15 protein-coding genes are annotated in these 11,740 nt (G+C 74.4%); 9 read left to right on the top strand and 6 right to left on the bottom strand.

Translation table 11 applies throughout. The annotated features are described in order from the left end of the window. Positions 1–96 precede the first annotated feature (96 nt). From hisD to E4P41_RS09845, 5 genes are all read left to right on the top strand, one after another. Complete coding sequence (hisD, locus tag E4P41_RS09860) at positions 97–1,401, top strand: histidinol dehydrogenase (protein ID WP_135141022.1); 1,305 nt, start codon at positions 97–99, stop codon at positions 1,399–1,401. Continuing rightward, the gene (locus E4P41_RS09855) at positions 1,398–2,516 is read left to right on the top strand and encodes a histidinol-phosphate transaminase (RefSeq protein ID WP_135141020.1); all 1,119 of its coding nucleotides are present in this window, start codon (positions 1,398–1,400) and stop codon (positions 2,514–2,516) included. The genes hisD and E4P41_RS09855 overlap by 4 nt, the downstream gene beginning before the upstream one ends. 76 nt (positions 2,517–2,592) lie before the next feature. Continuing rightward, the gene (gene hisB / locus E4P41_RS09850; RefSeq protein WP_135141018.1) at positions 2,593–3,189 is read left to right on the top strand and encodes an imidazoleglycerol-phosphate dehydratase HisB; all 597 of its coding nucleotides are present in this window, start codon (positions 2,593–2,595) and stop codon (positions 3,187–3,189) included. Further along, entirely contained in the window at positions 3,190–3,366 is a 177-nt protein-coding gene (locus E4P41_RS22045) for a hypothetical protein (protein ID WP_167761011.1), read from the top strand. Then, a complete protein-coding gene (locus tag E4P41_RS09845; RefSeq protein ID WP_135141016.1) occupies positions 3,363–3,953 on the top strand; it encodes a nucleotidyltransferase family protein in 591 nt (196 codons plus the stop codon). The genes E4P41_RS22045 and E4P41_RS09845 overlap by 4 nt, the downstream gene beginning before the upstream one ends. A 173-nt stretch (positions 3,954–4,126) precedes the next feature. Here E4P41_RS09845 and E4P41_RS09840 read toward each other — a convergent pair whose 3' ends face one another. Further along, positions 4,127–5,341, bottom strand: a complete 1,215-nt coding sequence (locus E4P41_RS09840) for an HNH endonuclease signature motif containing protein (RefSeq protein ID WP_135141014.1) — start codon at positions 5,339–5,341, stop codon at positions 4,127–4,129. Between the two features lie 235 nt (positions 5,342–5,576). On the opposite strand from E4P41_RS09840, the gene hisH reads away from it, so the two are divergent. Further along, positions 5,577–6,224 (top strand): imidazole glycerol phosphate synthase subunit HisH, encoded by a 648-nt coding sequence (hisH, locus tag E4P41_RS09835; RefSeq protein ID WP_135141012.1) that lies wholly within the window; start codon positions 5,577–5,579, stop codon positions 6,222–6,224. A gap of 10 nt (positions 6,225–6,234) precedes the next feature. On the opposite strand, the gene E4P41_RS09830 is transcribed toward hisH, so the two are convergent. Genes E4P41_RS09830 through E4P41_RS09815 form a run of 4 tightly spaced genes read right to left on the bottom strand, consistent with a single transcriptional unit; the run spans position 6,235 to position 9,464 of the window. Then, on the bottom strand, positions 6,235–7,293 hold the full coding sequence (locus E4P41_RS09830; RefSeq protein WP_135141010.1) for a molybdopterin-dependent oxidoreductase: 1,059 nt from the start codon (positions 7,291–7,293) through the stop codon (positions 6,235–6,237). 26 nt (positions 7,294–7,319) lie between these two features. Further along, complete coding sequence (locus E4P41_RS09825) at positions 7,320–8,096, bottom strand: SDR family oxidoreductase (protein WP_245177232.1); 777 nt, start codon at positions 8,094–8,096, stop codon at positions 7,320–7,322. Positions 8,097–8,142: 46 nt separating this feature from the next. Further along, a complete protein-coding gene (locus E4P41_RS09820; RefSeq protein ID WP_167761010.1) occupies positions 8,143–8,868 on the bottom strand; it encodes a TSUP family transporter in 726 nt (241 codons plus the stop codon). Further along, the gene (locus tag E4P41_RS09815; RefSeq protein ID WP_135141007.1) at positions 8,865–9,464 is read right to left on the bottom strand and encodes a nitroreductase family protein; all 600 of its coding nucleotides are present in this window, start codon (positions 9,462–9,464) and stop codon (positions 8,865–8,867) included. The genes E4P41_RS09820 and E4P41_RS09815 overlap by 4 nt, the downstream gene beginning before the upstream one ends. A gap of 49 nt (positions 9,465–9,513) precedes the next feature. On the opposite strand from E4P41_RS09815, the gene E4P41_RS09810 reads away from it, so the two are divergent. Together E4P41_RS09810 and E4P41_RS09805 are read left to right on the top strand one after the other, a co-directional pair. Continuing rightward, entirely contained in the window at positions 9,514–9,834 is a 321-nt protein-coding gene (locus tag E4P41_RS09810) for a type II toxin-antitoxin system prevent-host-death family antitoxin (RefSeq protein ID WP_245177231.1), read from the top strand. Continuing rightward, positions 9,831–10,091, top strand: a complete 261-nt coding sequence (locus E4P41_RS09805) for a Txe/YoeB family addiction module toxin (protein ID WP_135141003.1) — start codon at positions 9,831–9,833, stop codon at positions 10,089–10,091. The genes E4P41_RS09810 and E4P41_RS09805 overlap by 4 nt, the downstream gene beginning before the upstream one ends. Positions 10,092–10,275: 184 nt before the next feature. Here E4P41_RS09805 and E4P41_RS09800 read toward each other — a convergent pair whose 3' ends face one another. Then, a complete protein-coding gene (locus E4P41_RS09800) occupies positions 10,276–10,824 on the bottom strand; it encodes a TIGR03086 family metal-binding protein (RefSeq protein ID WP_135141001.1) in 549 nt (182 codons plus the stop codon). Positions 10,825–10,861: 37 nt separating this feature from the next. On the opposite strand from E4P41_RS09800, the gene E4P41_RS09795 reads away from it, so the two are divergent. Then, positions 10,862–11,719 carry a helix-turn-helix domain-containing protein gene (locus E4P41_RS09795; protein WP_135140999.1) on the top strand — a complete coding sequence of 286 codons (858 nt, stop codon included), beginning with the start codon at positions 10,862–10,864 and terminating at the stop codon, positions 11,717–11,719. Positions 11,720–11,740 lie beyond the last annotated feature (21 nt).

Here is an 11,740-nt window from a genome sequence, read left to right as displayed (position 1 = left end):
TACGGGTGGCCGTGGTTGCGGACCGGGCAGGACGCCGACCCGCCCACCCCCGGCGGCTATCCTGAGGTGTTCCGTCCCCGCCCCGGAGGTCCGCCCGTGCTCGCCCGCATCGACCTGCGTGGCTCCGCCCTGCCGGGGGTGCGTGAGCTCGCCGGCCTACTGCCCCGCGCCGCCACCGACATCGACTCGGTGCTCGCCACGGTCCGGCCGCTGTGCGAGGACGTCCGGCTGCGCGGCGCCCAGGCCGTCCGCGAGATCACCGCCCGCCTCGACGGCGTCGACCTGGCGGACTTCGCCGTCCCGCAGGAGGCGATCGAGGCCGCGCTCGCCGGGATCGACCCGGCCGTCCGGGCCGCCCTCGAGGAGGCCATCGCCCGCGTCCGCCGGGTGCACGCCGACCAGCGCCGCACCGACGTCACCACCCAGGTGGTCCGCGGCGGCACGGTCACCGAGCGCTGGGTGCCGGTGCGCCGCGTCGGCCTCTACGTGCCCGGCGGCCTGGCTCCCCTGCTGTCCAGCGTGGTCATGAACGTCGTCCCGGCGCAGATCGCCGGGGTGGAGTCGATCGCGGTGGCCTCCCCGCCGCAGCGCGACCACGGCGGGCTACCGGACCCCGGCGTCCTGGCCGCGTGCGCGCTGCTCGGCGTTCGCGAGGTCTACGCCGTCGGCGGGGCGCAGGCCATCGCCGTCTTCGGCTACGGCGCCGGCTCCTGCGAGCCGGTCGACATGGTCACCGGCCCGGGCAACGTCTACGTGACGGCGGCCAAGCGGCTGCTGCGCGGCCTCATCGGCATCGACTCCGAGGCCGGCCCCACCGAGGTGGCGATCCTCGCCGACGAGACCGCCGATGCGGTGCACGTCGCCGCCGACCTGATCAGCCAGGCCGAGCACGACCCGCTGGCCGGCGCGGTGCTGGTCACCACCAGCGAGGCCCTCGCCGACGCCGTCCTCGACCTGATGCCCGGGCAGGTGGCCGCCACCAAGCACTCCGACCGGATCCTCGCCGCGCTGGACGGCAGCCAGTCCGGCGTCGTCCTGGTGGACGACGTCGAGGCCGGCCTGCGGGTGGTCGACGCCTACGCCGCCGAGCACCTGGAGATCCAGACCCGGAACGCCCGCGAGGTCGCGCTGCGGGTGCGCAACGCCGGGGCGGTGTTCGTCGGCGCCTGGTCGCCGGTGTCGCTGGGTGACTACATCGCCGGCTCCAACCACGTGCTTCCCACCGGTGGCTGCGCCCGGCACTCCAGCGGCCTGTCGGTGCAGTCGTTCCTGCGCGGCATCCACGTCGTCGAGTACGACGAGCAGGCCCTCGCCGAGGTCGCCGGGCACATCGACGCCCTGGCCGGCGCGGAGGACCTGCCCGCGCACGCCGCCGCTGTCCGGGCCCGGCAGCGCGCATGACCCACGTCGTCGCCAGCAGCATGGACGAGCTCCCGCTGCGGCCGGAGCTGCGCGGCCGCACGCCCTACGGCGCCCCGCAGCTGCAGGTCAAGCACCGGCTCAACACCAACGAGAACCCGCACCCGCTGCCGGCGGAGCTGCTCGCCGACCTCGGCGCGGCGCTCGGGCACGCGGCGCTGGAGCTGAACCGCTACCCCGACCGGGACGCGCTCGACCTCCGCCGCGACCTGGCCGCCTACCTGACCCGCACCAGCGGGGAGACCGTGCAGCCGGCACAGGTGTGGGCGGCCAACGGGTCCAACGAGGTGCTCCAGCAGATCCTGCAGGCATTCGGTGGAGCGGGGCGGACGGCGCTGGGCTTCACGCCGTCCTACTCGATGCACCCGATCATCGCGGCGGGCACCGGCACCGCCTGGGTCGACGGGCACCGCCGCGACGACTTCACCATCGACGCGGCGCAGGCCGCGGCGCAGGTGCGCGAGGTGCGCCCGGACGTCGTGTTCGTGACCAGCCCCAACAACCCGACCGGCACCGCGGTGGCGCTGGAGACGATCGCCACGGTCTACGACGCCACCACCGGCGTGGTCGTCGTCGACGAGGCCTACACCGAGTTCGCCCGCACCGGCACCCGCTCGGCGCTGACCCTGCTGCCCGGCCGGCCGCGGCTGCTGGTCAGCCGGACGATGAGCAAGGCGTTCGGGATGGCCGGCCTGCGGCTGGGCTACCTGGCCGCCGACCCGGCCGTCGTCGACGCGCTGCAGCTGGTCCGGCTGCCGTACCACCTGTCGTCCCTGACCCAGGCGGCCGCGCGGACGGCGCTGGCGCACACCGACGCGCTGCTGGCGACCGTCGACGCGGTCAAGGCACAGCGGGACCGCATCGTCGCCGCGCTGCCGGGCCTGGGGCTGACCAGCGTGCCCAGCGACGCGAACTTCGTGCTCTTCGGGCACTTCGCCGACGCCCCCGGCGTCTGGAAGGCACTGCTCGAGCACGACGTCCTCGTGCGCGACGTCGGACTGCCCGGTTGGCTGCGGGTGACCGCCGGGACGCCGGAGGAGACCGATGCCTTTCTCACCGCGCTGGGTGAGGTCGTTCGTGAGCAGGGTGCGTCCTGATGGGTCCGTGGCCGGGAACCTCCCGAACCCTCCTGGGTGAGGTCGTCCGGGAGCAGCACCTGGGAGACTCGGGGTCATGAGCCGCACCGCACGCGTCGAGCGCGAGACCAGCGAGACCAAGCTCGTCGTCGAGCTGGACCTCGACGGCACCGGGAAGAGCTCGATCAGTACCGGAGTGGGCTTCTACGACCACATGCTGACCGCCCTGTCCAAGCACAGCGGCATCGACCTCACCGTGCAGGCCGACGGCGACCTGCACATCGACGCCCACCACACCGTGGAGGACGTCGCCATCGCCCTCGGCCAGGCGTTCGCCCAGGCGCTGGGGGACAAGAAGGGGATCACCCGCTACGGCGACGCCACGATCCCCATGGACGAGGTGCTGGCGCAGGCGGCGGTCGACCTCTCCGGTCGGCCGTACTTCGTGCACGCCGAGCCCGAGGACATGACGCCGATGATCGGGCCGGACTACCCGACGTCGCTCACCAAGCACGTGCTGGAGTCCTTCGCCTTCAACGCGCGGATCAGCCTGCACGTGCGGGTGCTCTACGCCGGCCGCGACGCCCACCACATCGTCGAGGGCCAGTTCAAGGCGCTGGCCCGGGCGCTGCGGGCGGCGGTCGCGATCGACCCGCGGGTGACCGACGTCCCCTCCACCAAGGGCGCCCTGTAGGTGGGCTTCGGCGTCGTCCTCCTGGTCCTCGGCGGGTTCCTGCTCGGCGGGGCCTACAGCATCTGGAAGGCCGACTCCGACACCCGCGGGCGGACCGGCCCGCAGGTCGGCTTCGCCGTCGTCCTGCTCGTGGGCGCGGTACTGGCCACCGCGTCAGGCATCCTGCGCCTGGTGTGAGCGACGAGGCCCGCTTCCTGGACGCCGTCCTCGCCGACTCCACGGTGGCGGCGGTTCTGGAACGCGCCCCGGAGCTGGGCGTGGGGGACTTGTGGCTCACCGCCGGTGTGCTGTTCCAGGCGGTGTGGAACGAGTTGACCGGGCGTCCGACGGGCACCGGGGTCCGGGACGCCGACCTGTTCTACTTCGACTCCGACACCTCCTGGGACGCCGAGGACGCCGTCATCCGCCGCGGCGCCGAGCTGTTCGGCGACCTCCCCGTGCCGGTGGAGATCCGCAACGAGGCCCGGGTGCACCTGTGGTACGCCGACCGTTTCGGCACCCCGGCCCCGCCGTTCCGGGACTGCGCCGACGCCATCGACTCGTTCGCCGCCGTGTGCTGCTGCTACGGCGTCACCGTCGACTCCGACGGCCGACCCCGCGTCTACGCGCCGTACGGCTACGACGACCTTTTCGGGCTCGTGGTTCGGCGGAACCGGCGCGGCCCCGCCCCGCGACACGTGTACGAGGCCAAGGCGGCGCGCTGGACGAGCGTCTGGCCGGAGCTCACCGTGCTGCCCTGGGAGGACGGCCACGGGCCCCGGTGATGGGCGGCGGCCCCCGATTCCCGTCCTCGCACACGCGGATAGCCGGCAGCCGACCGAGGCCCGTGGGTGGGCGTCGGTCGACTGCCGGCCCACCGTTGACGCGCGCCGGCGTGCACGCACGCCGAGCCGCACGACCTCGAGGATCGTGCGGCTCGGCGTGGAGTGGGTTCGGGTCAAGCGGCTGTGTCGAGAAATGATGGCCCGGTGATGATCTCGGTGCCGTCGGGTCGCCAGGTCCGCCATCGGCCGTCGGGTTGGCGCTCCACCCGGAACCCGTGGTGGACCTTGGTGTGATGGCGCTCGCACAGCAGAGCGGCGTTGTCCAGGTTGGTCTCGCCGCCGTGGATCCACTCCAGCTGGTGGTGCATGTCGCACCACCAGGTCGGTGCTCCGCAGCCGGCGAACACGCAGCCGCCGTCGCGGACCTCCGCAGCCCGGCGCACGTGCGCCGGGAACAGCCGGACAGTGCGGGAGTAGTCCAGCGGCACCCCGTCGGGCCCCATCACGATCCGGCTGACCTGCCCGTCGCAGGCCACCCACCGGGCCCGGGCGGCGGAGATCGTGGCCCCGAAACCCATGTCCGCCGCCCCGGGGTTGGTGGCCGGGTCGGCCAGGTCCTCGAGGACGACCTTGACGATCACGTGGGGCTTCACGCCGCGCAGGATCGGCAGGTTCCCCGAAGCCAGCTGGTTGTCGCACAGCTGCACCAGCGCGTCGGCCTGCTGCTGGGCGCGGGTGCGCTCATCGCCGGCGCAGCGGCCGGCCTGCACCAGCGACTCCAGCGCCGCCTGCAGCTTCTCCCCACCCACCGCATCCAGGTCGAACTGGCCGGAGATCGACCCGTCGGCGTGCTTGGTGATCACCAGCCGCCGCCCTTCGGTGGGGTCGGGCTCGGGCCCGTCGGCGTCCAGCCGGTCGAGGTAGTGGTGCACCGCCTTGGCCACCTCGGCGTGCGGACAAGTCACCGCCACCTCGGTCAGCACGGCGTCGACCGCGCCCAGGTCCACGCCCTGCTCGGCGGCCATCGCGAGGTGCTCCGGCTCGGCGACCCGGCCGATCACCGCCGCCTGCTCACCGGTCACCTGCCCGGCCGCGAAGGCCGAAGCGAGAGCCGGCAGGTGTTCCAGCGCCCGCCCGGCGCGCACCACCCGCGCCGCTTCCGCGGTCGACAGGTGCCCGTGCCCGCGCAGCCAGGACGGCATGGTCTTCAGCCCGTCGACCTCCGCGGCGCCGGACACCTCGCACGCGCGCACCGTACGGGCGATCTCCGCGGCCAACCGGTTCTGCGCCACCAGCAGCGGGCGCAGCCGGTCGAGCAGCTGCGGACCGAACATCGGCGTGAGGTCGTCAGCGGCGAGGGTGTCCAGAGCGGCCAGCAGCTCCTCCACGACACCTCCCACTTGACTCGAACGTTTGTACGAAGCCTACCGCGGCCGTTGCGACTTGACAACACGTATTGGCAGGTCAGACGCCTGTCCACAGATGTCCCGAGGCCCTTGACGTCGGTGACCGCGCTCGTCGCACCGGCGGCTGCGCCGTCCTCGGTCGGGCGGTGCGACGGCCACCACCGCGCCTGCGGGAATCCGGTCAGGCGCGCGATCGCTCCCACGTACCGTGGCAACCGTGAAGAAGGTCCGTAGGAAGGTGGCGGTCCTCGACTACGGCTCGGGCAACCTCCGCTCGGCCGAACGCGCACTGACCCGCGTCGGTGCCGACGTCACGGTGACCGCCGACCCCCATGCCGCCCTGGAGGCCGACGGCCTCGTCGTCCCCGGGGTCGGTGCCTTCGCCGCGTGCATGGCCGGCCTCAGGGCCGTCGACGGCCCGCGGGTGATCGGCCGCCGGCTGGCCGGCGGCCGTCCGGTGCTGGGGGTCTGCGTGGGCATGCAGGTGCTCTTCGAGCGCGGCGTCGAGCACGGTCACGACGCCGAGGGCTGCGGCGAGTGGCCCGGCGTGGTGGAGCAGCTGCAGGCGCCGGTGCTACCGCACATGGGCTGGAACACCGTGCACGTGCCGCAGAAGACGGTGCTGTTCGACGGGCTCGAGGACCAGCGCTTCTACTTCGTGCACTCCTACGGGGTGCGCAACTTCCCGCTCGGATCCGACGGCCCGCCGTCCCCGCTGGCCGCCCCGCTGGTGACCTGGGCCGAGCACGGCGACCGGTTCGTCGCCGGGGTGGAGAACGGCGCGCTGTCGGCCACCCAGTTCCACCCGGAGAAGTCCGGGGACGCCGGGGCCCAGCTGCTCACCAACTGGCTGCACACGCTCTGACCCACCCCGGTCACTGGAGCGGGAACGGCGACTGCAGCCACCACGGCGCGTCGACGACCTCGACCCGCGCCACCCACTTGACCCACCAGAAGCCCCGCCGGCCCGGGGCCACCAGCCGCACCGGTGCCCCGTGTCCCGGGAAGAGCGGTCGGCCCGCCGCGTGCGTGGCCAGCAGCAGCCGCCCGGCGTCGTGCAGCGGCAGCCGGCGGCGGAAGCCGGTGACAGAGACGACGTCGATGCTGCCGTCGGCCGGCAGGTCCGGGCCCAGGTGCTCCCCGAGCAGCCGGTCGAGGCGGACGCCGCGCCAGTCCTGGGTCGCGTACCAGCCGCCGGTGCAGTCCAGCACCGCGCGGACGGCGTCCCCGCGGTCCAGGTCGGCCACCGGCACCCGCACCCGGCGGCCGGCGCCGACCAGCTCCAGCGTCGCCGGGACGTCCTCCGGGACGGTGTCGGTGAACCACTGGGTGACCGGCATGGCAGCCGGCTCGTCGGTGCCGCGCTCGAAGGACCCCGTGGCCCGCCGCTCGGCGCCCGGTGCGCCGGTCAGCCGGATCAGGCCCTCGCCGGCGACCCACAGGGCGGCCGCGCCGGCAGCCAGCCCGCCGGCCCGCAGCAGCCCGCGGCGGTCGAGGTCGGTGGCCCGCGGCCGCTGACGCCGTCCCCACGCGTGGACGACGACCAGGGCGAGGGTCGCCACCCCGGCGGCCACGTGCAGGTGCAGCACCGGGACGCCGGCCGACCAGGACCACGGCCCGGTGACCCCGACGGCGTGCAGCACGCCGGTGAGCAGGGTGACCAGCGTGGCCACGCCGAGGGCGACCCCGCCGCTGCCCCGTCTCCCGGCCGGACGGCGCCGTGCCCGGCGCACCACGACGGCCTTCCAGGGGACGAGGAGCAGCAGCCCGAGCCCGGCGGCGCCGTGGGCCGCGACGACCAGCCGCGCGGGGCCGGGCGATCCGACGGCGAAGGCGAGGACGCCGGTCCCGCCGGCCAGCAGGAGCAGCGCGAGCAGGCCCACGTTGGTGCGCCGTCCCGCACGGCGGGGGAGCCGGGGCGAGGGCAGGGCCATGCTCCGAGTGTCCCCGCGCGGCGCGGTCAGCTGCGCAGGTACGAGGCGCCGTTCACGTCGATGATCGTCCCGGTGGAGAACCGTGCGCCGGGCGAGGCCAGCCACAGCACCGCCGAGGCGACCTCTTCCGGCCGGGCCACCCGGCCGTAGGGCGACTGCGCTCGGACGGCGTCCCCGCCGGGACCGTCGAGCACCTCCCGGGCCATCTCGGTCTGCACGAAGCCCGGGGCCACGGTGCCGACGGAGATGCCGTGCGGGGCCAGCGCGATCGCCATCGACTGGCCGAACGCGTTGAGCCCCGCCTTCGACGCACCGTACGCCGGGGTGTCCGGCTCACCGCGGAACGCGCCGCGGCTGGAGACGTTGACCACCGCGCCGCCACCCGCCGCGACGAGGTGCGGCACCGCGCGGAAGGTCGCGTTCGCCGCGCCGAGCAGGTTGACCGCCAGCGTCCGCGACCACGCGGCCTGCCACTCTTCGTAGGAGACCGACAGCGGCGGGTGCGCGGTGAACACCCCGGCGTTGTTGACCAGCACCTCCAGCCCGCCCAGTGCTGCGGCGGCCTCGTCGACCATCCGGCCCACCTCGTCGGCGTCGGCGAGGTCGGCCTGCACCAGGACGTGCCCGTTCCCGGGCAGTTCGGCGAGGACCCGCGCGGCACGTTCGCGGGAGGCGCCCCAGTGCACCGCGACGCGGTCGCCCGCGGCGGCGAAGGCATGCGCGGTCGCCCGGCCGATGCCGCGCGAGCCGCCGGTGACCAGCACCGCGCGGGAGGAGGGGGCGCCGGCCGTGTCGATCGTCACGAGCGGGCAGTCAACCAGCCGCCGGGCAGCACCTCTGCCGGGTGGGTCAGAGCGCGGCCAGGCCCCGCACCACAGCCGCGACCCCACCGGCCAACGCGACGGCGATCACCAGGCGCAGCCCACGGGCGGCGCCCAGGCGGGAGCCCACCGCCTCGCCGGCGACGATGCCCGCGACCAGGGCCACCCCGCTGACCACCCATCCCACGACGCCGAGCGACGGCAGGCCCTTGCCGGCGAGCGAGGCGACGTTGACCAGGAGCAGGGTCGCCTGCGCGGTCGGGATGAACACCGGCAGCGGCCAGTGCCGCGACACCGCGTAGGCGGTCACCATGGGCCCGCCGACCCCGGCGGTGGCGTTCATGAACCCGGAGAGGGCGCCGGCCACGGCCGCCGACCCGCGACCGGGCAGGAGCTCGCGGCGGCGGCCGACCGCGACGACCAGGACGGCGGCGACGGACAACGTCCCGACGGCGATCAGCAGGGGCCCCTCGGGCAGGCTGCGGACGACCAGCACGCCCAGCGGGACCGCCAGCAGCGCCGGCACCGCGAGGAGGGCGACCTGTCGCCACAGCGCCTGCCGCCAGGTCCGGGCCAGGACCAGGGCACACAGCGTCCCGGACAGCGCGTTGCTGAGCGCGACCCCGGCCGTGGGTCCGGCCACGAGGACGAGGAAGGGGGCGGCCACCAGGGCGAAGCCCAGCCCGGTGGCCCGCTGGGTCAGCGCGCCGAGCAGGACGGCGGCGGCCAGCAGGCCGGTCTCGAGTCCGCTCACCAGTGGCCGCGGTGGACGACGTCGTCGAGCCCCCGCCGTCCGCGCCGCAGGGACGGCGACCGGCGGTCCTCACCGCCCGGGTAGCCGACCGACAGGCAGCCGACCGGGCGGTGGGTGTCCGGCACGCCGAACGCCGCCCGGAAGGCGTCCACCCGCTCGGCCGGGACGCCGAAGAGGCACGCCCCCAGCCCCTCGTCGACCGCGGTCAGCAACATCAGCAGCGCCGCCATGCCGGTGTCGACGTCCCAGTAGGGGACCGGCCAGCGCGCCTCGTCCCGGTCGGTCCAGCCCTTGTCCGGCTCGGCGTAGCGGTCCAGGTAGGCCGCCTTGGACGACAGCGGCACCACGAGCAGCGGCGCCCGGCGCATCCGGGTGAGCCACCCGTCGGGAGCGCCGGCGGACGCCGTCACCGACCAGAACAGGTCGCGCTCCCCGGGCGTCTCGAGCACGAGGAACGCCCAGCCCTGGGTGAACCCGGCCGACGGCGCGCGCAACGCGTGCTCGAGCAGCCGCTCGCGCACCTCGGGCGGCACCGGCCGGTCGGGGTCGTAGTCGCGCACCATGCGCCGCCGGCGGACGACGTCGGAGAACTCCACGGCAGGCACCCTGCCGGAACGGTCGGAACCCCGCCGAGAGGGGCCTCGCGTGTGGCAGCTCGTCCACGGCGACGCCGGTGCGTACGGTTTCTTGTACGCGACAAGAGAGGTCCGACTCATGCGAACGATGACGTACTCGGAGTCCCGCGCCAGGTACGCGGAGACCTTGAACGCGGTCGTCGACGACCGGGAAGAGGTGATCATCACGCGCGCCGGCCGTGACCCCGTGGTCATGGTCGCGCTCGAGGACTACGAAGCGCTCAAGGAGACGGCCTACCTGCTGCGCAACCCGGCCAACGCCCGGCGGCTGCTCGCCTCCATCGAGCGCCTGGAGGCAGGTTCAGGGGTTCCGCGAGACCTCGCTGAGTGAAGCTGGTGTGGGACGAGTCGGCCTGGGACGACTACGTCTGGTGGCAGACCCAGGACCGGCGCGTCCTCCGGCGCATCAACGCCCTGGTCAAGGACATCGAGGGCAACGGCGATGCCGGAATCGGGAAGCCCGGACCGCTGAAGCACGGCTCCTCCGGCTACTGGTCGCGCCGCATCACCGCGGAGCACCGACTGGTCTACAAGTACGGCGGGGACGAGATCCGGATCGCCGCCTGCCGGTACCACTACGAGGACTGATCGAGCCGGCACCGGCCGGCCCGGGTGGCGGTCGAGGACCGGCCGGTGCCGGCGGACGACATCAGCGAGCTCCAGGGCACGGCTCCGTGGCGCCACCCCTGTCACCCGGCGAACGAGCGGCGCTTCGGCCCCCTCCCGGGTACCGCCCCGAGCTCGCGAGGGGTGGGGAGGAGGGGGTCCTCTTTCAGGCCGAGCGGCCGAGCCGGGCCAGGACGCGCGTCTGCCGGTCGGCGTCATCCGGCACGTCGACGGCCGGCTCGCAGATGCCCTCCATGTACAGCGCCTCGCCGTCGAGCTCTGCGGCCGCCTCGATCCGGTCCAGCTCGTCGTCGGTGAACCGGTCGGCGGCGCCGACCGCCCGGGCGAGGTCCCAGCGGTGCACGAGCATGTCCCAGACGTAGAACTGCTCGATCGCCGCGCCGACCGTGGTGCGCCCGAAGAAGCCGTCGAACTCCGTCGCCGCGAGAGCGTCGTCGGCCAACGCGTCGGCGACGCGCTTCGCGTGTCTCCGCCACGCGCCGGCCGGGTCGGCGGCGACGTCCGGCGCCTCGCCCAGGTCCACGCCGTGGGTGGTGAGGAATTCCCGTTGTGTCTCGATCATGTGCCCGATGACGTCCGCGGCTGACCATCCCTCGCAGGGCGACGGGTTGGTCCAGCCGGACGGGGGCACGGCGTCGAGGACGTCGATGAGCGGCCGGTCGGCCGCGGCGTACTGCGTCGCTGTCGTGTTCACGGGCCGACCGTAGGAACGTGGGGCAGGCTCGGTCTTGATGAAACCCGACGAAGACCGGCCGGAGGACGCACCGGCTGCGCTGGACGTGATCGAGCGTGCCCACCTCAAGGAGCCGGGGGACGCATCGCACGTCCTGTACCGGTACGAGGCCGCCGCGGAGTTCGACGGGCTGCTGCAGCGGTTCTGGATCCCCGTGTGGTCGGTACCGCCCGGGCGGGAGTCGGTCCAGCGGGTGCTTCAGTACCCCGTGTCGCTGGTCGTCGTCTCCGCCGAGTACGCGCGCTTCTACGGCGTCGTCTCCGGGCTGTCCACGACCACGCTGACCGGCACCGGCTGGGCGGCCGGCGTGATGTGCGCGCCGGCCGCGGGCAGCCTCGTCGCCGGAGGCCCGATGAGCCAGTACACCAACCGGTACGTCGACGTGGCCGACGTCCTCGGCGCCGCGGGGGAGCGGCTGACCGTGCGGGTCCGGGAAGCGATGGCCTCCGACCCGCACGCACCGACTGCCCACGGCGCCGCCATGGCGGCGTTCGGCGACGCGCTGCGCCCGCTCCTGCGGGTCGACGCCGAGGGCACCCTGGTCAACCGGATCGTGGCCTTCGTCGAGGGGAACCGCGAGGTCACCCGGGTGGCCCAGGTCTGCGCCCGGTTCGAGCTGTCCGAGCGGACGCTGCAGCGGCTGGTCCACCGCCGGCTCGGTCTGACGCCGAAGTGGCTCATCCAGCGCCGGCGGCTGCAGGAGGCCGCCGAGCGGCTGCGCGCCCGCCCGTCGAGCCTCGGCGAGGTGGCGGCGCTGCTCGGCTACGCTGATCAGGCCCACTTCACCCGCGACTTCGCCCGGGTCACCGACCTGACCCCGGGGCGGTTCGCCGCCCGGTACGCGCCCGGGAGCTGACGCGGGCCACCGCGCGGAGGT

Source organism: Geodermatophilus sp. DF01-2 (assembly GCF_004571065.1).
Taxonomy (GTDB): domain Bacteria; phylum Actinomycetota; class Actinomycetes; order Mycobacteriales; family Geodermatophilaceae; genus Geodermatophilus.
This window is presented reverse-complemented; position numbering and strand designations above follow the sequence as displayed.